The organism is Massilia phyllosphaerae (assembly GCF_034659755.1).
Taxonomy (GTDB): domain Bacteria; phylum Pseudomonadota; class Gammaproteobacteria; order Burkholderiales; family Burkholderiaceae_D; genus Telluria; species Telluria phyllosphaerae.
Map to the genome: position 1 here is coordinate 157,313 of NZ_JAXSQX010000009.1, position 25,878 is coordinate 183,190.

The 25,878-nt window shown below is 69.9% G+C and carries 8 protein-coding genes; 6 read left to right on the forward strand and 2 right to left on the reverse strand.

Annotated elements, in window-relative coordinates:
• Positions 1-94: 94 nt before the first annotated feature.
• Positions 95-2,377, reverse strand: coding sequence for a TonB-dependent receptor (locus U1H99_RS27435; RefSeq protein WP_323144805.1), 2,283 nt, complete (start codon positions 2,375-2,377; stop codon positions 95-97).
• Between the two features lie 301 nt (positions 2,378-2,678).
• Here U1H99_RS27435 and U1H99_RS27440 point away from each other — a divergent pair, with 301 nt between their 5' ends.
• From U1H99_RS27440 to U1H99_RS27455, 4 genes are all read left to right on the forward strand, one after another.
• Positions 2,679-3,614 (forward strand): LysR family transcriptional regulator, encoded by a 936-nt coding sequence (locus U1H99_RS27440; RefSeq protein WP_323144806.1) that lies wholly within the window; start codon positions 2,679-2,681, stop codon positions 3,612-3,614.
• Entirely contained in the window at positions 3,611-4,141 is a 531-nt protein-coding gene (locus tag U1H99_RS27445; protein ID WP_323144807.1) for a GNAT family N-acetyltransferase, read from the forward strand. The genes U1H99_RS27440 and U1H99_RS27445 overlap by 4 nt, the downstream gene beginning before the upstream one ends.
• Before the next feature lie 21 nt (positions 4,142-4,162).
• Complete coding sequence (locus U1H99_RS27450; RefSeq protein WP_141828871.1) at positions 4,163-4,477, forward strand: hypothetical protein; 315 nt, start codon at positions 4,163-4,165, stop codon at positions 4,475-4,477.
• A 78-nt stretch (positions 4,478-4,555) separates the two neighbouring features.
• Positions 4,556-5,344 carry an SDR family NAD(P)-dependent oxidoreductase gene (locus U1H99_RS27455; protein WP_323144808.1) on the forward strand — a complete coding sequence of 263 codons (789 nt, stop codon included), beginning with the start codon at positions 4,556-4,558 and terminating at the stop codon, positions 5,342-5,344.
• 220 nt (positions 5,345-5,564) lie between these two features.
• Here the strand turns inward: U1H99_RS27455 and U1H99_RS27460 are convergent, their stop codons facing one another.
• Entirely contained in the window at positions 5,565-5,825 is a 261-nt protein-coding gene (locus tag U1H99_RS27460) for a hypothetical protein (protein ID WP_323144809.1), read from the reverse strand.
• A gap of 7 nt (positions 5,826-5,832) precedes the next feature.
• Between U1H99_RS27460 and U1H99_RS27465 the strand changes: the two genes are divergently transcribed.
• Both U1H99_RS27465 and U1H99_RS27470 read left to right on the forward strand, forming a co-directional pair.
• Positions 5,833-7,314 carry a ShlB/FhaC/HecB family hemolysin secretion/activation protein gene (locus U1H99_RS27465; RefSeq protein WP_323144810.1) on the forward strand — a complete coding sequence of 494 codons (1,482 nt, stop codon included), beginning with the start codon at positions 5,833-5,835 and terminating at the stop codon, positions 7,312-7,314.
• A 73-nt stretch (positions 7,315-7,387) separates the two neighbouring features.
• The coding region (locus tag U1H99_RS27470) for a two-partner secretion domain-containing protein (protein WP_323144811.1) at positions 7,388-25,878 on the forward strand (18,491 nt) is incomplete at its 3' end.

The window sequence follows — 25,878 nt, forward strand, 5'->3', positions numbered from 1 at the left end:
GGTATGAAATTAGGCACGCTCAAACAATCCTTCGATGGCGGCCCTGCGTGCAAGGCCACCGGTTCAAATCTCGGGCACCGGGCGGGACGCCGCTTCATGGCCGGGGCTTCAGAAGCGGTACTCGACCGTCGCCTGCACCGTGCGCGGGGCGCCGTAGAAGGCGGTCAGCGTGCCTTCGTTGCCCAGCGTCGGGAACAGGTAGCCGGCGGTCTTGTAGTGCTTGTCGTTCAGGTTCTTGCCGTGCAGGCCGGCGCGGATCTTGCCGTCGGCGCGGGTCCAGACCATGCTGGCGTCGTACAGGTAATACGATTCCTGGTCGAGGATCGAGACGGTCTCGAACTGGTTGGTGGCGCCGCGGTAGGAAGCGCTGCCGATCAGCGCCAGCCGGCCGCCCACGCCGCCGACCGGCAGCGGAATGTCGTAGGTGGCGCGCAGGTTGGCCGAGTTGCGCGGGGGTGTTTTGGAACACGCGCTGGTTGGCCACGTTGACGCCGGCCACGATGTATTCGTCGTACTTGGCGTCAATGTAGCTGTACATGCCGGCCAGCGAGAAATTCGGGGTCAGGTGCGCCACCGCTTCGAATTCAAAGCCCTTGATCTTGGCCTTGCCGGCGTTGGTGGTCAGGCCGGCGAAGCTGTCGTCGCGGCCGTCGCCGTTGGTGTCGATCGCCACAGAACCGGGGATCTGCACGTCCTTGTAGTCGCTGTAGAACAGGGCGGTGTTGGTGGTGATGCGGCCGCCGTTGAACGAGGACTTCAGGCCCAGCTCCGCGGTGCCGATGGTTTCGGGACGGTAGCCGGCGCGGGCTTGCGCCTGCGTGATGCGGGTGCCGACCACGTTCAGGCGCGGGTCGAAGCCGCCGCCCTTGAAGCCTTTCGAGTAGGACGCGTAGACGTTCTGGTCAGGGGTCGCCTTGTAATTCAGGGCGATGCGCGGGGTGAATTTCTTGTCCTCGCGGGAGAGCCCCGGCAGATCGGTGTCGGTGCGGAACAGGATGGCGCCCGGGTTACCCATTTGCGGCGTGCCGCCCAGGCCGAAGTAGATCTGGCGGAAGATGTCGGCTTCGCGCTTGTCGACGGTGTAGCGGCCGCCCAGCGACAGCTGCAGCGTGTCGGTCAGGTTATAGCTGCCGTCGGCATACACGGCCCAGGCCTTGGTGTCGATGTCGCCGCTGGTGAAGGTGCTGGTGGGCACGAGGCCGGCCAGGATGGTATCGAACTTGTTGTAGGCGTTGGCGTCGATGTAGTAGACGCCGGCCACGCCCTGGATCTTGGGACCGGTGTAGGTCAGGTTGAATTCCTGGCTGAACTGCTTGTTGGTGTACAGCGCCGGCACTTCCATGTCGACCACGGGAAGGGAATCGAAGTCGATCGGCGCGTACGACTTGTCCTGGCGCTGGGCGGTGATCGACTTGAAGGTCAGCTCCGGGGTGACGTTCCATTCGACCGTGGCCGACACGCCGTGCTGGCGCACTTGCTGCTCGTGCCCGAGCGCCGTCATCATCTCGGCCTGGGTGTCGTAGACGTTGGACAGGATCGGGGCACCGCTGGTGCGGCCGACGATCAGGCGGTGGCCATTCTTGGGATGCGAATCGTCCTGGGTCAGGTCGGCGGCCACACGCACGAACAGGTCCGGGGTCGGCGTCCATTCGGCCGACACGCGCGCCGCCGCCAGGTCCTTGTCGTAGTTGGGCGCGCCGTTGAACAGGTTGCGGCCGTAGCCATCGTGCTTGAATTTGGCGATGGTGCCGCCGACGCGCAGCGTGTCGCTGAGCGGGGTGCTGGCGGTGAGGACGCCGTCGCGTTCCTTGTAGTTGCCAAGCGTGCCTTTCAGGCGCACGTCGGTCTGCGGCGCCAGCCTGCGGGTGACGTACTTGACGGCGCCGCCGATGGTGTTGCGGCCGTACAGCGTGCCCTGCGGGCCGCGCAGCACTTCGATGCGCTCGACGTCGTAGATGTCGGCCACCGCGCCTTGCGGGCGGGCCAGGTAGATGTCGTCGAGGTAGATGCCGACGCCGGATTCGAAGCCGGCCAGCGGGTCGGCCTGGCCGACGCCGCGGATGAAGGCGGTCAGCGTGGAATTGGTGGCGCGCGAGGCCTTCAGGGTGGTGTTCGGCAGCGTGGTGGTGAGCGCGACCACGTCCGGGATGCCCTGCTTGGACAGCTGGTCGGCGGTGTACGCCGTGACCGACACCGGCACGTCCTGCAGGGTTTCCTGGCGGCGGCGTGCGGTGACGACCACTTTCTCGACATTGCCTTCAGGGGCGGGGACGGCACCACCGGTATCCTGGGCATGGACCGTACCGGCGGCGGCGCCGGACAGGGCGAGCAGGGCAGCCGCGGAATGGCTCAGCAGGTGCTGCCGGGTTGCGCGCATGGGCAACCGCGCTTTTTTCTTGCAAACACGCATGGACGTCTCCTGATTTTGTTGTGGTGTCATGCTTTTTTTTCGCACGCACCGCAGTGTGACTCGGATGGGATTGGTTGAATAGACAACAGCGCGCCCACCGGGTGTGCAAATTTGCACAGCCATATACACCGCCCGGGGGCACGCGGGAAAGGGCACTGTCGAGCTCGCTTGTGTGGTTTTTGTGCACGCACAAATAGCAGCACCAAAACCTTGCAGCAGGAATGTGCACTAGTGCACAATGTGTCATCTTGATAAGGAACAACCTGTCATGAACAGCCTGCCCGAGTGGACTGACCTGCGTTTTTTCCTGGAACTGGCACGCGCCGGCACGCTGTCGGGCGCGTCGCGCCGGATCGAGGTCGAGCACACCACGGTGGCGCGCCGCATCGACCGCCTCGAACACCAGCTCGGCAACACCCTGTTCGACCGCTCGCGCGAAGGCTACGAACTGACTGAAATGGGGCGCGCGCTGCTGCCGCACGCCGAGGCGATGGAAGGGGCGGCGCTGGCGGCGGCCGAGCAGCTCGGCGGGGCCGAGGTCGCGGCCCACGGGGTGGTGCGCCTGGGCGTGCCCGAAGTGTTCGGCGTGCGCGTGGTGGCGCCACTGCTGGTCAAGCTGTTCGAAGACCATCCCGACCTGTCGATCGACCTGCTGGCGCTGCCGCGCTTCGCCAACCTGGCCAACCGCGAGGCCGACCTCGGCGTCATGCTCGATCCGCCATCCACCGGGCGCTACATGGTCACGCGGCTGGCCTCGTTCCGCTTCTACCTGTACGCCGCGCCGGCCTACCTGGCAAAACACCCGAAGATCGAAACGCACGCCGACCTCGAGCGCCACGATTTCGTCGATTACGTGCAGGACCGCCTGGCCAGCCGCGAACTGTCCTACCTGAACGAACTCGGCTTCACGCCGCGGCGGCGCCTGTGCTGTTCCGGCATGACCGCCCAGATCGAGGCGGCGGCGATCGGCATGGGCCTGATGATGGCGCCGCCTTATGCGGTGATGGACGACGAGCGCCTGGTACAGGTGCTGCCGGGCTTCTATGCCGAACGCTCGTTCTGGCTGGCCGCGCCGGCCGACCTGTACCGGCTGCGCCGCGTGAAAGTGGTATGGGACCTGCTGCGCGAGCTGGCCGACAACAATCCGAAACTGTGGTGGCACAAGGCCGATATGGAAAGAACTGCACTGGAAAGGACTGCATGACCCTGATGATCCGACGCTACGAACCCCGCGACGCGGACGGCGCCAATGCCGTCGCACGCGCTGCTTTTGCGCAGTACGAAGCGCACTACGACGACTGGCCAACCTTCATCGAGCGTATCGGCCGGCTGGGCGACCTGGCGCATGAGGGCGACCTGTTGGTAGCCGAGCAGGGCGACGCCATCGTCGGCGCCGTGCTGCACGTGCCGCCGGGAGGGCCGCGCAGCGCGATCTTCCCGCCCGAGTGGTCGGTGGTGCGCATGCTGGTGGTGGCGCCCGAGGCGAGGGGGCAGGGTACCGGGCGTCGGCTGATGGCGGCCTGCCTGCGCTGCGCGCGCACCGCCGGCGCGCCGGCAGTGGTGCTGCATACCAGCCCGGTGATGGCGACGGCGCTGCGCATGTATGAGGCGATCGGCTTCGTGCGCGACCGCGACATCCCGCCGATCCAGGGCATGGCGTACGGCCGCTACATGCTGCCGGCATCACGCATCGCCCAGGCCCTGGCCACACTCGAAGCGCCGAGGGACTGACGGCCCGGCTACAATGCCGGCATGCCCAGTAAAACGCCCATCTTCCCCGGCCCGCGCACCGCGCGCGGCCTCGTGCTCGCTGTCCTGCTGTCCAACGCCGACCAGGCCGGCGCCGAACCCCTGCGCGGCCGCGTCACGCTGGCGGCCATCGTCCGCGCGCTGAAGCGCAAGTACCACTGGCCGATCGAGACCACCAGCTTTCCGTCGAATGCGCCCGATGGCCGCGCTACCTGGGCCACGGTCTACAGCCTGCCGGAAGCAGTGATCGCCAAGGCGATGGATGCGCGCGGGCGCGACTGGCTGCGCAGCAGCCTGGGCGACAGGCCCATGCCCTGAACACCGGCCCCGCATCGGGAAAAGCTGCATAATCATCCACGTCATCCGCTACCAGCCATCGGACAGGAAAGGAACATCGTGGATCTCAAGCTCACCAACAAACTCGCACTGGTCACCGGCAGCACCGCCGGCATCGGCCGTGCCATCGTCGAAGCGCTGGCACGCGAAGGCGCGCGTGTGATCGTGAACGGGCGCACCCGGGCGGCGGTCGATACGGCGATCACGGACATCAAAGCGTCCACTGGTGCGGATGTACTCGGCTTCGCCGGCGATCTCGGCACCGCCGCCGCCGAGGAACTCGGGCGCCAGTATCCGGATGTCGAGATCCTGGGCAACAACCTCGGCATTTTCGAAGCGAAGCCGTTCGAGGACATCCCCGACGAAGACTGGATGCGCTTTTTCGAAGTGAACGTGCTGGGCGGCGTACGCCTGGCGCGCCTGTACCTGCCATCGATGCGGCAGCGCAACTGGGGCCGCATCATTTTCATTTCGAGCGAAAGCGCAATGCAGATCCCGACCGAAATGATCCACTACGGCACCACCAAGACCGCCCAGCTCGCGGTGTCGCGCGGCCTTGCCGAAGCGGTGGCGGGCACCGGCATCACGGTCAACAGCATTCTTCCAGGACCCACCAAGTCGCGCGGCGTCAGGGACCTGGTCGAATCGATGGGCAAGGCGCAAGGCATGTCGTTCGAGCAGAGCGAAAAGGAATTCTTCGAGAAGGCACGTCCGACCTCGCTCATCAAGCGCTTTGCCGCGCCGGAAGAAGTCGCTTCGCTGGTGGCCTACGTCGCCAGCCCGCTGGCGTCCGCCACCACTGGCGCGGCCCTGCGTGCGGATGGAGGCGTGGTCAAAAGCGTGGTTTGATTACCTGGCGGATCGGCTGCAGCCGTTTGCTCCCGAGGCGCGTTGGGTCAGCGGTCAAATACGTAACATTGCAATCATCATCTTTTGACATTCTCACCAATTGTCACACCGAGCGCGGCACCTGTTGTAAAAAATTGACTTCATCCAATATTAATTGATACAAGGAAACACGACACTTATACTTGCCGCAGTTTGATAACTCGCATAAGGCAGTTAAATGTCACGGCGTCTCCTCCCGCCGCTCGGTGTCGCCCTCGCAGCCGCGATCGCACCGGCGGCCCTGGCCCAGCAAGTGCCGCAGCCCCAACCCCCGGCTGCCACCGTACCCGACCAGCGCGACACCCTCGAATACCTCCGTCAACAGGAGCGTGAACGCAGCGTGCGCCAGCAGCAGGAGCAGGAGCCGGACGTGCGCCTGCAGCGGCCGGCGGCGGCCGATCCGGCCCGCTACACCGACGGCGAGCAGCCCTGTTTTCGACATCACCCGGGTGCTGCTTGCAGGAGCGGGCGCCGCGCAGTTCGAGTGGGCGCTGGCGGCAGTCGATCGCGAAGACAACGGCAAGGCCGACCCGATCGCCGGCCACTGCATCGGCATGGCGGGCATCAACCTGGCCATGCACCGTGTCCAGAACGCGATCCTGGCGCGCGGCTATGTGACGACGCGGGTACTGGCCGAGGCCCAGAACATCAAGTCCGGCACGCTGCAGCTGACCGTCGTACCGGGCCGCATCCGTGCCGTGCGCTTCGCCGAGGGTACCGACGGCCGCGCCACCAAGTGGAATGCGGTGCCAGCCGCCCCGGGCGACCTGCTCAACCTGCGCGATACCGAACAGGCACTCGAAAACTTCAAACGCGTGCCCACCGCCGATGCCGACATCAAGATCGCGCCGGCGGAAGGCCGTGATGCCCGTCCGGGCGAAAGCGACCTCGTGGTGCATTGGAAGCAGGGCTTCCCCTGGCGCCTGAGCCTGAGCGCCGACGACAGCGGCTCGCGTGCCACCGGCAAGCACCAAGGTACTGTCACACTGTCCTACGACCATTGGTGGACGTTGAACGACCTGTTCTACGTCAGTTTCAACCGCAACCTCGACCAGCCCGGGGCCGGCGGCGGCACCCACGGCCTCGTGGCCCACTATTCGATCCCGTTCGGCTATTGGCTGCTGAGCACCACGGGCAGCGACAGCAGCTATCGCCAGACCGTCGCTGGCCTGACCCGGGATTACGTCTACAGCGGCGAAAACCGCAATCGTGACATCAAGCTGGCGCGCCTGGTCTACCGCGACGCCTCGCGCAAGACCACGCTGTCGCTGCGCGGCTGGAGCCGCTCGTCGAAGAACTTCATCGACGACACCGAAGTGGAAGTCCAGCGCCGTCGCACCGCGGGCTGGGAGCGGGGCATCGGCCATCGCGAATTCTTCGGCGCCGCGACGCTCGACCTGAACCTGCAATACCGCCGCGGTACCGGGGCGGAGGGTGCCATGCGGGCGCCGGAAGAGGCATTCGGTGAAGGCAGCTCGCGCGCCGGACTGTGGCTGGGCGACGCGAACCTGAGCGCGCCCTTCAAGCTGGCCGGCCAGGGCCTGCGCTACAGCGCCACCTGGCGTGGCCAGACCAGCCATGCGCCGCTGCTGCCGCAAGACCGGTTCGCGATCGGCGGGCGTTACACCGTGCGTGGCTACGACGGCGAAACCAGTTTGCTGGCCGACCACGGCTGGCTGCTGCGCAACGAACTGGCGCTGGCGCCGGGCGGCTCGGCTCACGAGATTTACTTCGCCCTGGATCACGGCCGCGTCAGCGGACGCACCGCGCCGACGCTGGTGGCGCGCCATCTGACCGGCGCCGCCATCGGCCTGCGTGGCCAGCTGATGCGCCTGCAGTACGAGGTCTTCGCCGGGCGTCCGGTCGACAAGCCGGCCGACTTCCAGACCGCGCGCACGACCTACGGTTTCAACCTCGCCGCCAGTTACTGAGTTGTCCGCTTTTCCGCGGCGGTGAGCGTTCACCGCTGCCCATGATTCGCCCCTCCCAAACCCCGAGGCTCGCATGAACAAGCACCTGTACCGTATCGTCTTCAATAAACGCCGTGGCCAGCTGATGGTGGTGGCCGAAACCACCGGTTCGCAAGGCAAGAGCGCCGCCGGCGAGACCGGGCCGGCGGGCGGCGCGGGCGGTGCGGTCTGGGGCAAACGCTTGCCGCACGCCTCCTGGCGGCCGCTGTGCCTGGCCGTGCTGGCGGCATTCGGCCAGCTGGCGGCATTGCCGGTCCAGGCCCAGATCGTGGGCGACCCGTCGGCCCCGGGCGCACAGCGGCCGGCAGTGCTGTCAACCAGCAGCGGTGTGCCGCAAGTCGATATCGCGACCCCGAGCGCGGCCGGCGTCTCGCGCAACACCTACACCCAGTTCGACGTCGACAGCCGCGGTGCCATCCTCAACAACAGCCGCACCGATGTCCAGACCCAGCTCGGCGGCTGGGTCCACGGCAACGGCAACCTGGCCAACGGCGGCGCGCGCGTCATCCTCAACGAAGTCAATTCCAGCAACCCGAGCCTGCTCGGGGGCTACGTCGAGGTGGCCGGGCAGCGCGCAGAAGTCGTCATCGCCAACCCGGCCGGCCTGAAGGTCGACGGCGGCGGCTTCATCAACGCCAGCCGCGTCACGCTCACCACCGGCACCCCGCTCATGAATGGCGGCAGCCTCGAAGGCTATGCGGTCCGCCGCGGCGTGGTGACGATCGGCGGCAAGGGCCTGGACGCCTCGCAGGCCGACTACACGGCGATCCTGGCGCGCGCACTCGAGGTCAACGCCGGCATCTGGGCACGACAGCTGCGCGTCGTGACCGGCGCCAACCAGCTCGACGCCGCCCACAACGTGACCGGCGCCGTTGCCGCCGAGGGCCCGGGACTCACCTACGCGCTGGACGTGGCGGCGCTGGGCGGCATGTACGCCGGGAAGATCATGCTGGTCGGGACCGAAGCGGGCCTGGGTGTGCGCAACGCCGGCACCCTGGCCTCGACCGGCGGGCTGACGCTCGACGCGAACGGCTGGCTCTCCAACAGCGGCACGCTGCAGGCGGCAGACACGCTGGCGGTGGGCGCGGCGGGCAAGGTCGCCAACAGCGGGACCCTGCAGGCGACCGGACAGCTGACGCTCGCCACGGCTGGCGACATCGTCAACAGCGGCACCGTGCGCGCCGCCGCCGATGCGCAGGTCAACAGCAGCGGCAACATCGGCAACAGTGGCGCGATCAGCGCGGCCGGCAACCTGGGTCTGCATGCCGAAGGGACGCAGTCACGCATCGATACCGGTGCCGGTTCGCTGCTGGCGGCCGGCCTGCAGGCCGACGGTACCCTCGGCCCGGCGGGCGCCCTGGATGTACGCGCGACCGACGTCGTGGCCGTGCACGGCAGCGCGCTCGCAAGTGTTTCCAGCACGCTGGCGGGCAGGACGCTCGACATCGCCGGCGCAACGCTGCAAGCCGGCACGATGTCGCTGGCGGCGAGCGGTGGCGACCTGGACCTGACGGGCACGCACGTTACGGTGGCGGGGCAGCTCGACCTGAACGCGGCCGGTGCGCTGCGTACCGATGCCGCCAGCGTCGGCGCCGGCCAGCTCGCGCTCACGGCGGCCAGCCTGTCCAACGTCAGCGGCGCCATCGCACAGAGTGGCAGTGGCGACCTGGCGATCCGCCTGCCGGGTCGGATCGACAACACGCTCGGGCGCATCGCCACCAACAGCGGCAACCTGACGCTGGACGCGCAGGCGCTGGTCAATGCCGGCGGCACCGTCAGCCATGCAGGCGGCGGCCTGCTCGCCATCGAGGCCGGCCGCATCGACGGCCAGGGCGGTACCATCGTCTCGAACGGCAAGCTCGATCTTGCCGCCACCGCCTTCGACCACCGCGGCGCCAACACCAGCGCGGGGCAGCTTGCCATTCACGCCGATACGCTCGACAACAGCGGCGGCACGATCGCCCAGACAGGTAGCGGCGAGGCCGGCGTGACGCTGGGCGGGCGCCTGAACAACGCCGGGGGCGCGATCACCAGCGGCGGCAGCCTGGCGCTGTCGGCCGCAGCGCTCGACAACCGCCAGGGCCGCGTCAGCGCGGTGCTGGACGCCGGCCTGGCGCTGGCCGGCAGCGTCGACAACGGCGGCGGCACCCTGGCCGGCACCACGCTGGCGCTGCATGCCGGCGATGTGCGCAACAACGCCGGCACGATCCAGGCCGTCAATGGCGACGGCACGCTGGTCGTCGGCGCCCTCGACAACGGTAGCGGCAGCGTCGCCGCCGGCGGCAACCTGCGCATCGACGCCGCCAGCCTGGCCAACAGCGGCGCCCTGTACGCCGGCGCCAACCAGACGCTGGCAGTCAGCGGCGCCGTGACCGGCAATGGGATGATTGCCGCCCAGGGCGACACCACCATCACGGCAGCCAGCCTGGACGGCCGCACGGACAGCCTGCTCGGCGCGGGCCTGCATGCCGACGGCAGCGTGGCCGGCGGCGGCGCGCTTCGCGTTACCACCAGCGGTGCGCTGACGGTGCAGGGCCAGGTGCATGTGGGCGGCGCGGCCACGCTGTCCGGCACGGCGCTCGATCTGTCGAGCAGCCAGGTACGGGTGGGCGGCGCAGCCACGCTCTCCGGTGGGGCGGTCGACCTGTCGCGCAGCGCGCTACAGGTGGCCGGCGCAGCCACGGTTTCCGGCACGGCGCTCGACCTGTCCTACAGCCAGATGCAGGCCGCCGACATCGCGCTGGTGGCCAGCACCGGCAGCATCGACACCGGTGCGGCGCGGCTGACGACCGGCGGTACGCTGGCGGTCAGCAACGACGCGGCGTCGGGGCAGGGCTGGCGCAACGCCGGCGGCCAGGTCGTCGCCAGCCAACTGGCGCTGCAGGCCAACTTCCTCGACAACAGCGGTGGCAGCATCGCACAGGTGGGCGGCGCCGACGCCACCCTGCAGCTGACTGGGCCGGCATCGGTCCTGAACAACACCAACGGGCGGATCGTTGTCGCCGGCACCAATGCCAGCCTGCGCGCGGACACGATCCTGAACACGGCCGGCAAGCTCGAACACACCGGTGGCGGCAGCCTGGCTGTGCAAGCGGGACAGCTCGACAACACCGCAGGCCTGGTCCGCTCGGCGGGAAGCGTCACGCTGGGCGCCGGCACGGTTGCCAACCACGCCGGCGAATTGCGTGCCGGCGGCGACCTGCTGGCCCGGCTGGAGGGCAAGCTGGACACCGATGGCACGCTGTACGCAGGTCACAACCTGAGGCTCGATGTCGCCGGTACGTTGGAAAACGCCGGCTCGATCGCGGCGCAGGGCGACATCGCCATCGCCGCCAGCCGTGTGCACAGCAGCGGCCTGCTGGGCGCCGGCTTGGACGCGCACGGACAACTGACGGGCTCAGGATCACTGGCCATGAACGCGAGCGAGGCACTGGCGGCGACCGGCCAGAACGTGGCCGCCGGCAGCATGGCACTGCAAGGCAGTGCGCTCGACCTGGCCGGCAGCACGTCGACGGCCAGCAGCATCACGCTGGCAACCAGCGGCGGCGCCATCGATACGCACGGCGCCATCGTCCACGCTGCCGATACCCTGGCCGTGCACGGCGGCGACCTGCGCAATAGCGGCGGCCAGTTGAGCGCACGCACGCTCGGTATCGCCGTGGGCGCGTTCGACAACGCCGGCGGCGCCATCCTGCAGGCCGGGCAGGGCAGGCTCGACCTGCACGCCGCTGCGCTCGACAACAACGCCGGCCGCATCGCCGGCGACGGCACGCTGGCGATCCAGGCCGCTGACCTGAACAACACGGGCGGCAGCGTCGCCGGCGCCCAGGGCCTGGCCATCGCGGCGGTCGACGTCGCCAACCGCGGCGGCCAGATCCGCTCGGCAAGCGGCGGCGTCACGCTGGCGCTGCGCGACCTGTCCAACGACGGCGGCGCGGTCTTCGCCGGCACGGAGCTGACGACACACGCCCGCAACGTCGACAACGGCGGCAGCCTGTACGCGGCAGGGAAGCAGACCCTGGCTGCGAGCGGCAGCGTCGTCAACGGCGGCATCATTTCGGCCGGTGGCGATACCGCCATCACGGCAGCAAACCTGGCCAACAGCGACGGCACGCTGTACGCAGGCCGCACCCTGACGCTCGATGTCGCCGGCACGCTGGACAACGCCGGCTCGATCGCGGCGCAAGGCGAGGCAAGCATTGCAGCCGTCCGCGTGCACAGCAGCGGCCTGCTGGGCGCCGGCCTGGATGCGCAAGGTGCGCTGGCCGGTTCCGGCTCCCTCACCGTGACCGCTAGCGAGACACTGGCGGCAACCGGCCAGAACGTCGTCGCCGGCGGCATGGCCCTGCAGGGCAGCGCGCTCGATTTGGCCGGCAGTACCTCGACGGCAAGCAGCATTACGCTGGCAACCAGCGGCGGCGCCATCGATACGCACGGCGCCACTGTCTACGCAGCCGATACCCTGGCCGTGCACGGCGGCGACCTGCGCAACGGCGGCGGCCAGCTGAGCGCGCGCACACTCGGTATCGCCGTGGGCGCTCTCGACAACGCGGGCGGCGCCATCCTGCAGGCCGGACAGGGCAGGCTCGACCTGCACACCGCTGCGCTCGACAACAACGCCGGCCGCATCGCCGGCGATGGCATACTGGCCATCCAGGCCGCTGACCTGAACAACACGGGCGGCAGCGTCGCCGGCGCCCAGGGCCTCGCCATCGCGGCAACCGACGTCGCCAACCGCGGCGGCCAAATTCGCTCGGCAAGCGGCGACGTCACGCTGGCGCTGCGCGACCTGTCCAACGGCGGCGGCGCGGTCTTCGCCGGCGCGGGACTGACGACCAGCGCCCGCAACATCGACAACGGCGGCAGCCTGTACGCGGCAGAGAAGCAGACCCTGGTTGCGAGCGGCAGCGTCGTCAACGGCGGCATCATCTCGGCCGGTGGCGACACCGCCGTCACGGCGGCCAGCCTGACAAATAGTGATGGCACGCTGTATGCGGGTCACACCTTGACGCTCGGCGTCGGCGGCACGCTGGATAACGCCGGCTCGATCGCGGCGCAAGGCGACATCGCCATCGCCGCCGCCCGCGTGCACAGCAGCGGCCTGCTGGGCGCGGGCCTGGACGCGCAGGGACAACTGACGGGTTCTGGATCGCTGGCCGTGAACGCGAGCGACGAACTGGCGGCAACCGGCCAAAACGTCGCCGCCGGCAGCATGGCCCTGCAGGGCGGCGCGCTCGACCTGGCCGGCAGCACGTCCACGGCGAGCAGCATTGCGCTGGCAACCAGCGGCGGCGCCATCGATACGCACGGCGCCATCGTCCACGCTGCCGATACCCTGGCTGTGCACGGCGGCGACCTGCGCAACGGCGGCGGCCAGTTGAGCGCGCGCACACTCGATATCGCCGTGGGCGCGCTCGACAACGCCGGCGGCGCCATCCTGCAGGCCGGGCTGGGCAAGCTCGACCTGCACGCCGCTGCGCTCGACAACAGCGCTGGCCGCATCGCCGGCGACGGCACGCTGGCCATCCAGGCCGCTGACCTGAACAACACGGGCGGCAGCGTCGCCGGCGCCCAGGGCCTGGCCATCGCGGCGGCCGACGTCGCCAACCGCGGCGGCCAGATCCGCTCGGCAAGCGGCGGCGTCACGCTGGCGCTGCGCGACCTGTCCAACGACGGTGGCGCGGTCTTTGCCGGCGCGGAGCTGACGACACACGCCCGCAACGTCGACAACAGCGGCAGCCTGTACGCGGCAGGGAAGCAGACCCTGGTTGCGAGCGGTAGTGTCGTCAACGGCGGCATCATTTCGGCCGGTGGCGACACCGCCATCACGGCAGCGAGCCTGGCCAACAGCGACGGCACGCTGTACGCGGGCCGCACGCTGACGCTCGGTGTTGCCGGCACGCTGGAAAACGCCGGTTCGATCGCGGCGCAGGGCGACATCGCCATCGCCGCCAGCCGTGTGCACAGCAGCGGCCTGCTGGGTGCCGGCCTGGACGCGCAAGGCGCGCTGGCCGGCTCCGGCTCCCTGACTGTGAACGCGAGCGACGAACTGGCGGCAACCGGCCAGAACGTGGCCGCCGGCAGCATGGCCCTGCAGGGCAGTGCGCTCGACCTGGCCGGCAGTACCTCGACGGCAAGCAGCATCGCGCTGGCAACCAGCGGCGGCGCCATCGATACGCACGGCGCCATCGTCCACGCTGCCGATACCCTGGCCGTGCACGGCGGCGACCTGCGCAACGGCGGCGGCCAGTTGAGCGCGCGCGCACTCGATATCGCCGTGGGCGCGCTCGACAACGCCGGCGGCGCGATCCTGCAGGCCGGGCAGGGCAAGCTCGACCTGCACGCCGCTGCGCTCGACAACAGCGCTGGCCGCATCGCCGGCGACGGCACGCTGGCCATCCAGGCCGCTGACCTGAACAACGCGGGCGGTACCATCGCCGGCGCCCAGGGCCTGGCCATCGCGGCGGCCGACGTAGTCAACCGCGGCGGCCAGATCCGCTCGGCAAGCGGCGGCGTCACGCTGGCGCTGCGCGACCTGTCCAACGACGGCGGTGCGGTCTTTGCCGGTGCTGGCCTGACGACCAGTGCCCGCAACGTCGACAACAGCGGCAGCCTGTATGCGGCGGGGGCGCAGACCCTGGCCGCCAGCGGCAGCGTCGTCAACCGCGGCGTCATCGCGGCCGGTCGCGATACCACGATCACCGCGGCCAGCCTGGCCAACAGCCACGTGATGGGCGCCGGCCTGAGCGCCGACGGGGTACTCGCGGGCAGCGGCGCGCTGACGGTGAATACCAGCGGCGTGCTGCAATCGGACGGGCGCAACGTCGCCGCCGGCAACGCCAGCCTGGCGGGCGCCGCGCTCGACCTGGCCGGCAGCGACATCACGGCCGCCAACGTCGCGCTGTCGGCCACTGGCGGCGGCATCGATACCGGCGCCGCCCTGGTCAGCACGGCCGGTACGCTGAGCGCGGCCGCCACCGGGACGCTGGCCAATCACGGCGGTGTACTGAGCGCGGGCCAGCTCGACCTGCGGGCCGGCAACCTGGACAACACGTCCGGCACCATCCTGCAAACCGGCGGCGGCGACACCGCCATCCGCACCGGCCTGCTGGACAACACGGGCGGCCGCCTTGCCGTCAACAGCCGCAACCTGAGCCTGGATGCGGCCGCGCTGCGCAATGCCGGCGGCCGCCTCGAGCATGCCGGTGCCGGCACGCTTGACGTGCACGCCGGTCCGGTCGACAACCGTTCCGGACGCATCAGTTCGGCGGGCAGTGCGATCGTCGCCGCCACCGGTACCCTCGACAATACGAACGGCGTCGCCAGCGCGGCCGCTGGCTTGCGCTTGTCCGCCGGCGCCATCGACAACAGCGGCGGGCTGCTGCGCGCTTCGGCCGGGGCGCTGGCCGTCGATGGTGCAAGCCTGCTCAACGCCGATGGCGAATTGAGCGCGGGCGGCGACCTGCAGGTCAGCCTCGGCGGCGACCTGCGCAGCGACGGCTTGCTGTACGCCGGCGGTGCCCAGAGCCTGGCCATCGGCGGTACGCTGGCCAACGGCGGCGCCATTGCGTCGCTAGGCGACACCACGATCGTGGCCCGCAACGTGAACAGCAGCGGCCTGCTCGGCGCCGGTCTCGATGCGGACGGCAGGGTGAGCACGGGCGGCGCATTGCGCGTCAGCGCGGGTACCATCGCCGCCGCCGGCCAGAACGTCGCCGGCGGCGACCTGGTCTTCCAGGGCGGCGCGATCGACCTTTCGCACAGCGATACGGCCGGGGTCAACGTCACCCTGGACAGCGGCAGCGCCGAGCTCCTCACGCGCGGCGCCGCCGTCACGGCGAGCGCCGGGCTGACGCTGACGGCCGGCCACGCCGACAACAGCGGCGGCCGGCTGGACGGTGGCAGCGTGACGCTCGCCGCCAGCCGCCTCGACAACGCTGCCGGCATCATCCTCCAGCGCGGCAGCGGCGACATGCGCGTGGCCGCCGGTGCGCTCGACAATACGAGCGGGCAGGTGGCCGCACTGAGCGGCAGCCTGCTACTGAATGCCGGCAATGTCGGCAACCGCGATGGCTTGCTGCAGGCGGCCCGCGATCTCGCGCTCGACGGAGCCGACGTCGATAACACGGCCGGCGATCTGCGCGCCGCCGGGGGCAAGCTGACGCTGGCCATCCGCGACCTCCAGAACAATGGCGGCACCGTCTTCGCCGGAAACGACCTGACGGCGCACGCACGCGACATCGCCAACGGCGGCAGCATCTACGCCGGCGGCAACCAGGCCGTCACGGCCAGTGGCGCCTTGATCAGCAGCGGCGTCCTCGCGGCCCAGGGCAACACGACGGTCAGCGCCGCCAGCGTGGCCGCCAGCGGCTTGCTGGGCGCCGGCGTACGCGCCGACGGCAGCCTGGCGGTGGCCGGCGATCTGTCGGTGACGAGCAGCGGTGCCCTGCGCGCCGGCGGCACCAACCTGGCTGCCGGCGATGCCGCCTTCAGCGCCGGCACGCTCGACCTGGCGGGCAGCGAAACCAGCGGCAGCGCCATTCGACTGGACGCGAACGCCGGCCAGGTCGATACCAGCCGCGCGCTGGTGGCGACAACCGGCACCCTCGCCATCGATGCCCATGCGGGTGGGCTGGTCAACACCGGCGGCGCCCTCAGCGCCGGCCAGCTCGACCTGCGGGCATCCGGCATCCACAACGCCGGCGGCACCATCCTGCAGACCGGCAGCGGCGACACCGTCATCGATACCACCGCACTGGACAACCGCGGCGGACGCCTCGCAGTCAACAGCGGCAACCTGCACATCGGTGCGGCTTCGCTGGACAACGCGGGCGGCCGCATCGAACATGCGGGCAGCGGCACACTGGCGATCGACGCCGGTACCCTGGCCAATGGCGGCGGCCGCATCATCTCGAGCGGCGCGGCGGACGTCGGCGCCGCCGCCAGCTTCGACAACCTCAACGGCGTGCTTGCCGCCGCCACCGACCTGCACCTCAGGGGTGGCGCCATCGCCAACGGGGGCGGCCTGCTGCAGGCCAAGACCGGCGCGTTGACGCTGGATGCGGCCAGCTTCGCCAACGGCGATGGCGAAACCAGCGCCGGCGGCGCCATGCGCCTGGAGACCAGTGGTGACCTGAGCAACGAAGGCCTGCTGTACGCCGGCGCAGCGCTCGGTCTGGACGTGGGCGGCGCGCTGCGCAGCACCGGGTCGATCGCAGCGCTGGGCGATGTCGACATCGGCGCCGGCAGCGTGCAGAGCAGCGGCCTGCTGGCGGCCGGCGTGGACGCTGCCGGCAGCTTCACGGCCGGCGGCAACCTGCACGTGACCAGTGCGCACGGCATCACGGCCAGCGGCCAGAACGTGGCTGCCGGCGACGCCTCCCTGCGCGCCGCGCGCATCGACCTGTCCGGGGGCGAGACGGCGGCTCGCAACATCACGCTCGAAGCGAGCGCAGACGGCATCGATACCGGTACGGGTGCACTGGTCAAGGCCGGCGGCACCCTTGCCATCAGCGCTGCCGGCGCGCTGCGCAACAGCGGCGGCATTCTCGACGCCGGCAAGATTACGCTCGGCGCGGCCAGCCTGGACAACCGCGCCGGCGACATCGTGCAACACGGGGCCGGCGACCTGCACCTGCAAATGGGCGCCGTGGACAACACGAACGGACGCATCGCCGCGGCCGCCGGCAGCCTGGACCTGTCGGCCACCACGCTGACCAACAGCGCCGGGGCATTACTGGCGGCGTCTAACGTGGCGCTGGCCGCCAGCGCGCTCGACAACACGGGCGGCGAGATCCGCGGCGCCGGCGGCAACGTGACGCTGGCGGCCGGCGCCATCGCCAACGGCAGCGGCGGCAGCGTCTACGCGGCCGGCAACCTGGACACCCACGCAGGCACGCTCGCCAACAGCGGCAGCCTGTACGCGGCCGGCAGCCAGACCTTGAGCGCCACCGGTAGCGTCGACAACGGCGGCATCATCGCGGCGCAGGGCGACACCACCGTCGTCGCCGCCAGCCTGTCCGGCAACGCGCGCGCGCTGCTGGGCGCGGGCATGCGCGCCGACGGCACGCTGCTGGCCAGCGGCAAATTGAGCGTCGAAACGCAAGGCCTGGCCCAGGCCCGCGGGCAAAACCTGGCCGGCGGCGACGTCGCCATCCGCGGCGGCGCCATCGACCTGGCCGGCGGCCAGACCGGCGGCGCCAACGTCAGCCTGAGCGCCACCGGGGGCGACGTCGTTACCGGCGGCGATGCCCAGGTCGCGACCACCGGCACCCTGGCCATCGCGGTCGCCGGCGCGCTGGTCAACACCGACGGCATCCTGAGCGCCGGCCGGCTGGCGCTGTCGGCCGGCAGTATCGACAACACCCGCGGCACGATCGCGCAGAGCGGCAGCGGCGATACCGCGCTGGCGGCCGGCACGCTGGACAACAGGGACGGCTGGATCGGCTTGAACAGCGCCAATCTGCGCATCGATACCACGACCCTGGACAATGCGGGCGGCACCATCCAGCACGCCGGCAGCGGCACGTTGACCGTCCGCGCGAACACCCTCGACAACGCGGGCGGTCGCATCAATTCGGCGGCGGCCGGGGACGTCGTCGCCACGGCGGCGCTGCACAACCAGGCCGGCGTCATCGCCGGCGGCAGCGGCTTGCGCGTCGGTGGCGGCGCGCTCGACAACGGCAATGGCCTGATGCGCGCGACCAGCGGCAGCTTGAGCGTCGACGCGGCCAGCCTGGCCAGCAGTGGCGAGGTGAGCGCGGGCGGCGACGTCCGCCTTGCCGTAAGCGGCGAGCTCGCCAACGACGGCCTGGTCTACGCCGGCGCCAACCAGACGCTCGCTGCCGGCGGCCTGCTGCACGGCGGCGGCTCGATCGCGGCGCTGGGCAACCTGGACGTGCATGCGGGCCGCATCGACAGCAATGGCCTGTTCGGTGCCGGCATGCGCGCCGACGGCAGCCTGGGCGGCAGCGGCAACCTGGCGCTCACCAGCGACGGCGTCCTGAAGGCCGGCGGCGACAAGCTGGCGGCGGGCGGCGTGACGCTGCGCGGTACCGGCATCGACTTGTCGCGCACCTACAGCGGCGACGCGGCGCGTGTGCTGACGGCGGGCGCCAGCATCATCGTGGATGCCGGCACCGGTACGCTCGACACGGGCGGCGCGGTGCTGAGCAGCGCCGGGGAACTGCGCCTGTCCGGCGCCGCCCTGGCCAACCGCCACGGCGAACTCGGCGGCATGCAGGTATCGCTGGCGGTATCGACACTGGACAACGCGGGCGGCGCCATCGTCCAGAACGGCAGCGGCGACATGGCGCTGACCGTGTCCGCGCTCGACAACAGCGGCGGGCGCATCACGGCAGCCAACGGCAGTCTCGGCCTGAGCGCATCCAGCATCGACAATACCCTGGGCATGCTGGCGGCCGCCGCCAACGTGCGCATCGACGGCGGCGCGGACCTCGTCAACGACGGCGGCAAGATCCAGGGCCTGGCAGGCGACGTGACCCTGCGCGTGCGCGACCTGCGCAACGACGGCGGCAGCGTCTTCGCCGGCCACAACCTGTCCACCACGGCGCGCGACGTCGACAATGGCGGCAGCCTGTTCGCGGCCGGCAGCCAGACCCTGGCCGCATCCGGCGCCGTCGACGGCGGCGGCGTGATCGCGGCCGGGGGCGACCTTACGGTGAACGCGGCCAGCCTGGACGCTGGCGCCGGCAGCCTGCTGGGGGCCGGCATCCGTGCCGACGGGTCGCTCGGCAGCGGCGGCAAGCTTGCGGTCACGACCGCGCAGACCCTGCGCGCCGGCGGCCAGCTGCTCGCCGGCGGCAATGCCGACTTGTCGGGTGCAGCGGTCAATCTGGCGGGCAGCCAGGCCCGCGCCGCCAACATGGCGCTGACGGCCGCCAGAGGCAATATCGACACCCGCGGCGCCACGCTCACCACCGGCACGTTGGCGCTGAGCGCCAGCCAGAACGCTGCGCAAACCTGGATTAACGTCGGCGGCGACGTCCAGGCCAACCAGTTGCAGGCGCAAGTGGCCAACCTGGCCAATGCGGCGGGCAGGATCGTCCAGCTTGGCAGCGGTGATGCGCTGCTGGACACCAGCGGCACCCTCGACAACAGCGGCGGCACGATCGCGGTCAATAGCCGCAACCTGACGCTGCGCGCCGGCACGCTGGCAAACGCGGGCGGCACCATCACCCACGCCGGCAAGGGCGCGCTCGCCATCGACGCCGGCCGTTTCGACGGCCACGACGGCAGCGTCACCGGCAACGGCAGCCTGTCGCTGCACGCCAGCGACATCGACCACCGCAACGGCGGCCTGTCGGCGCAGCAGGTGGCCATCAGCGCCGCCACGCTGGACAACGCCGGCGGCACGATCATCCAGCTCGGCACGGGCCAGGGCGGCATCACGATTGCCAACGCCCTGAACAACGCCGGCGGCCGCATCGGCAGCAACGGCAGCACCACCGTCGCCGCCGGCGCGCTCGACAACAGCGGGGGCGTGTTGCAGGCAGGCGGCACGGCCGACCTGAACCTGAACGTGGGCGGCAGGCTCGCCAACAGCGGCGGCTCGATCGCGGCCGGCGGCAACGGCGTGCTGTCGGCAGGCAGCATCGACAACCGCTACGGCAGCGCCACCGCGGCCGGCGCCATGACCCTCAACACCGGCGGCCAGCTGTCGAACACCGGCGGCACGCTGGCAGCAAGTGGCGACCTGGCCGCCACCGCCGCGAACCTGGACAACAGCGCCGGCAAACTGGTCTCGACCGGCGGCAACCTGACGCTGGGCAGCACGGGCACGACGACCAATAGCGGCGGCCAGATCCAGGCCGCGGGCACGGTCGCCATGACCAATGGCGGCCTGGCCAACGGCGCCGGCCTCGTCGCCGCACGCGACATCGACATCGACACCCGCGGCCAGGGCCTGGACAATGCCCGCGGCACCATCGCCGCGACCGGCGCCGCCAACCTGCAGAGCGGTGCGCTGAACAACGACGGCGGCCGGGTCCAGTCGGGCACCACCCTGGTCGTCGATACCCATGGCCAGTCGCTGGTCAACACCAATGCCGCCGCATACGGTACGATCAAGTCCGGCTACAGCGGCGGCATTACCGGCGGCACCGTCACCACGCTGTACACCGGCAACCTCGACAACTCGGCCGGCTTCCTGGCCGGCGGCGGCCAGCTGTCCGGCAGCACCGCCTACCTGACCAACACCGGCGGCGAGATTGCCGGCATGGGTGGCGTCAGCTTCACTGCCGGCGGCTTGAACAACCAGGGCGGCAGCATCCAGGCCGTCGGCGGTCTCGGTGTCGACGTTCGTGGCGGCACGATCGTGAATTACGCGGGCTTGCTGCGTGCCGGCCAGGTGCTGGCGCTGAACGCGGGCGCCATCGACAACCGCGCCACCCAAGGCGGCAACCAGGGTATCGAAGGCGGTGACCTGAGCCTGAACGCCACGGACCTGAACAACAGCGGCGGCGCGCTGCGCGCCAACAACAACCTCACCATCAGCAGCGCCGGCACCGCCGCCAACAGCGCCGGCCTGATGAGCGCCATGAACAGCCTGTCGATCCTGGACACGGGGACCGGCCGTGCCCTCGCCATCGATAACGCCGGCGGCACGCTGATCGGCGGGCAGATGACGGCGATCCGCGCGGCTTCGCTCGGCGGTGCCGGACGCGTGCTGTCGCAGCAGGACATGCACATCGACCTGGCGGGCGGCTACACGCTGGAAGCGGGAACGGAGCTGATCGGCAACCGCAACGTCACGCTGAGCCTGGGCGGCGGTTTGTCGAATGCGGGCAAGCTGCAGGCGGGCGGCATCCTGTCACTGAACGCGGCCAGCCTGGATAACGCCGCCAGCGGCGACATCAATGGCGGCAGCACCCGCATCAACGCCGGCTGGCTGACCAACCGCGGCGTCATCGACGGCATCTATACCGATATCGACACCAACACGCTGACCAACGTGGGCACCGGACGCATCTACGGCGACCGGATCGGCATCGGCGCCGGCAGCGTGGTCAACGACGTCGAGAACGGCGTGGCCGGCACCATCGCCGCGCGCGGCTACCTGGCACTGGGCGCGTCTACCATCAGCAACCGCGAGCATGCGCTGATCTTCAGCGGCGGCGACATGCGCATCGGCGGCAGCCTGGACGGCAACCGCGACGCCGTCGGCTGGATGGGGAGCCTGAGCAATGCGAGTGCGACGATCGAAGCCTTGGGGAACATGACGATCGGTGCAGCGCGCGCCGATGTCTTGAACAACCACTTCAGCGCAACGGCAGGGGAGTTCGGCCCGTCGGTCATGATCACCGAGTACTTTGTCGGCGACACGCCGTACAGCCCGGAAAGCGGTGCCCACCTCGAGATGGACACCAAGGTCTACAACCACTATGTGCTGGTGACGCCGACCGCCCGCTACACCGACTACGAAATCCACACGACTTACCGCAGCACCGCCTCGACCATCGTGCAGTCGTCGGCCCCGGGCGTGCTGGCTGCGGGCGCCAACCTGACCCTGGCCACGGACGCGGTGCTGAATCAGAACAGCCAGATCGTTGCCGGGCAGGCGCTCAACATCACCGCCGGCGCGCTGACCAACGAGTCCACCGCCAGCAAGACCGTGGTGCGCGAGCACGGGACCATCGACCATCGCGAATTTCACGGTGCATTGGATCTCAAGCCTGGTTATTTCGACACGCCCACCAACTGGACCACGTCTTGGGAAAATCCGGACGTCGTGATCGACAATGCCGGCGGCTTTACCTTCCAGCACACACCATCGAGCGCGCCGGCGGCAAAGGCGGGGATCGGCTTCACCGGCAGCACCAGCGCCGCCAGTGCGGCAGCAGTGAGCCAGTCGGCCCAGGTTGCGGTCGCCGGCCCGTCGGCGTCGACCGTTGCCGGCAGCGTCAATGGTCAGCAGGCGTCGGCGGCGACGGCCAGCAATGCCGCCGCCGGCAGCGCGCATCTCGGCGCCGCGGCCCAGACCGGTCCGCTGCAAGGGGTGACCCGTGAAGCCGCCGGCGCAGTCCTGGCCGGCACCCGGGACGTCGGCACGGTGGGCAGTGTCGGCGCGGTGGGCGGTATCGGCGCCGCCGGTCCGGTCGCCAATGCGAGCGGCGCCGCCATCGATGGGCACAGCGCGTCGATCGGCGCCATCGCCATCGGGACCAGGAAAAGCGCGGGTGAGACCGGCACCGTGGCGGGCGCCGGCGGCATCCGCAGCACGGCGGCGATCGACACCGCCGGCGGCATCGGCGCCGTCGGCCAGCCTGGGAGTGCGCCAACCAGGACCGCCATCGGCGACCGCAAGGAAGCCGGCCTGGCGTCCAGCGTCACCGGCGTGGCCGTGACGGGCAGCACAGGTGCGCTTGCTGCAGCCGTCAATGAATCGACTGTCGGCGTGACGGCACCATCGCTGCCGTCGACGCCGGTCCTTGGGGGGACGAACGGCACCGGTGCCATCCCTGCGACCGGCGCCGATGCGCATGTCGGCGTGACGGCACCGTCGCTGCCGTCGACGCCCTTCCTTCCAGGCACGAACGGCACCGGTGCGATCCCGGCGGCCGGCGCTGACGCCCATGTCGGCGTAACGGTACCGTCGCTGCCGTCCACGCCGGTCCTCGGCGGGGCCAACGGCGCCGGTGCGCCGCCTACGAGCGGCAACGACGCCAAGGTCAGCGTGACGGTACCGTCGTTACCGGCCGCGCCGGTCCTTGCGGGCACGGCTGGCGCCGGTGCGATTCCTGCAAGCGGCAATGCATCCGGCGGCAGCGTGACAGCACCGTCGTCACCATCCACCCCGGCCCCCACGGGTACGGGCGGAACCGGTGCTGCGCCGGCCCCCGCGACGCCCGCCAGCGGTCCGAAACCGGGCACGCCGACGCCGAACGTGCGCGACATCGTGCAAGTGCCGTTGGCCAGTCCCGGCGCCACTGCGGAAGTAGTCCGTACCAGCACCGAGGCCGCGGTCGTGCCGAATGCAAGCCTGTACCAGGTGACGCCGGCGCCGTCGGCGACCTACCTGGTGCAGACCGATCCGCGCTTCGCCGACTACCGCGCATGGACCAGCGCGGATTACCTCACCAGCAAAGTGCCGACCGACCCCACCGTGACGCAAAAACGCCTGGGCGACGGCTTCTACGAGCAGCAACTGGTGCGCGAGCAGATGACGGCGCTGACGGGCTACCGCTACAGCGGCGACTACACCAGCGACGAACAGCAATACCGCGGGCTGATGGATGCGGCCGCGTCGTTCGCGACGACCTGGAACCTGCGCCCGGGCGTGGCCCTGACGCCGGCCCAGATGGCCTCCCTGACCAGCGACATCGTGTGGCTGGTCGAACAGGAGGTGACGCTGGCCGACGGCAGCACCCAGAAAGTCCTGGTGCCACAAGTTTACGTGCGTGTGCGTGAAGGCGACCTCGACGGTTCCGGCGCATTGCTGTCGGGTAAGGAAGTGAACATCGCGCTGAGCGGCGACCTCACTAACAGCGGCACCATCGCCGGGCGCCAGGTCGTGAACATCTCGGCCGAGAACATCAACAACCTGAGCGGACGCATCCACGGCGACGACGTGACCCTGCAGGCGCGAAACGATCTCAACAACATCAGCGGCACGATCTCGGCCAATACCTCGCTGATCATCGATGCGGGACGCGACATCAACAGCGCGGCAGGCACGGCGAACATTGCACGCGACGGCTGGACCGAATCGCTGGCGGGCCGCGTGGCCGGACTCTACGTCACCGGCAACGCGAACGGCCAGGGCACTTTTCTGGCGACGGCCGGCGGCGACATCAACCTGTCCGGCAGCATCGTCAGCAACAACGCCGCGGCGGGCACCAGCGCCCTGATCGCCCAGCGCAACCTGAACCTGTCCGCGGCGAAGGACAGCGACCTGTCGGCCGACCGCCAGGTGCAGCTGAGCGCGGGCGGCACGATGGCGCTCAAGGCCGGTACCGACCTCAACATCCTTGCCGCCAGCAGTCAGGCCGGCACGCTGCAGCTGCGCGCCGGTAACGACATCAATAATATCGGCAACACCCTGTCGGCCGAAAATTCCCTGATCGCCTCGGCCGGCCGCGACATCAACCTGCGCACGACCACGACCTCGGTCAGCCTCGGGACGACGCGCTCCGGTACCGACAGCACCACCCTCGACAAGGTGACCGGCTTGTCGGTCACCGGCACAGGCGCGGGCAGCAGCTTGCTGGTCTCGGCAGGGCGCGACATCAACCTGGCGGCGGCCGACATCAGCAACGCCGGCATCGGCGGCAGCACGGCCCTCAGCGCGCTGCGCGACCTGAACCTGGGTACGGTCGGCATCGCCGCGCGCGACGATACGGTCAAGAACGCCAACAACTACCGCAAGGAGAGTTCGACGAGCGAGGTAGGCACGGTGATCAACGGCGCCGGCAGCGTCCTGCTCGACGCCGGCAATAACCTGACGGTGAGGGCAGGGCAGGTCGATGCCGGCACCGGCTTGAGCGTCAACGCCGGCAACAACATCGACATCACGACCGGCACCGCGACCTATTCGCTGGACCAGTCGAGCCAGACGTCGAAGAGCGGTTTCCTGTCGAAGAAGGTGACGACCACGCGCGACACGGTCGACGCGGTGACCTCGATCGCCAGCTCGCTGACGGGTGGTACGGTGTCGATGAAGGCGGGGAATGACCTGAACATTACCGGCTCGGCCGTGGTGGGCGACGACACCGTCAAGCTGGCCGCTGGCAAGGACATCAACATCGCGGCGGCCATCGACACCAACAGCGAGTGGAACCACGTCGAACAGAAGCAGAGCGGCCTGCTGAGCGGTGGCGGCGGCTTCGGCATCAGCTACGGCACGCGCACCACGACCACCGACCAGACCCGCGACGCCGTGACCCAGAGCGGCCAGGCCCGCAGCCTGGTCGGCTCGATCGGCGGCGACCTGACGCTCGACGCCGGCAACGCGATCAAGGTCAGCGGCACCGATATGTCGGCCGGCCGCGACATGGGCCTGGCGGCCAAGGACGTGACGATCGATGCCGGCAAGGACAAGATCGACACCAGGTTCAAGACGCGGGTGGAGCAGGACGCGATTTCATTGCGGGTAGGCGGCAGCGTCGTGAATGCGATCCAGTCGGTGCAGAGCGTGCAGCAGACGGTCCAGGCGACCGATAACAAGCGGGTGCAGGCGATGGCGGCGGCCACCGCGGCTCTGGCAGTCAAGGACGCGGCCGCGCAGGCGAAGGACGGTTTGAGCGTCAGTTTGAGCCTGACTGCCGGGCACTCGGAATCGGTGCAGACCACCACTATCAGCGAAATGCTGCACACCGGCAGCGCGCTCACGGCGGGGCGTGACATCAGCATCGTTGCGAAAGGCGGCGAGGGCAGTGGCAACATTAACGTCATCGCCAGCGACGTCAATGCCGGCCGCAACGTGACGCTGGCTGCGAACAATCAAGTCAATATGGTTGCGGCGCAGGACCTGGAGAGCCAGCACAGCGAGAGCAAGAGCATCAGTGC

Bases quoted from the DNA above. Each gene is read 5' to 3' on its own strand.
- U1H99_RS27445 (WP_323144807.1), top strand. From the start codon at position 3,611: ATGACCCTGATGATCCGACGCTACGAACCCCGCGACGCGGACGGCGCC.
- U1H99_RS27440 (WP_323144806.1), top strand. From the start codon at position 2,679: ATGAACAGCCTGCCCGAGTGGACTGACCTGCGTTTTTTCCTGGAACTG.
- U1H99_RS27450 (WP_141828871.1), top strand. From the start codon at position 4,163: ATGCCCAGTAAAACGCCCATCTTCCCCGGCCCGCGCACCGCGCGCGGC.
- U1H99_RS27460 (WP_323144809.1), bottom strand. From the start codon at position 5,825: ATGTCGAAAACAGGGCTGCTCGCCGTCGGTGTAGCGGGCCGGATCGGC.
- U1H99_RS27435 (WP_323144805.1), bottom strand. From the start codon at position 2,377: ATGCGCGCAACCCGGCAGCACCTGCTGAGCCATTCCGCGGCTGCCCTG.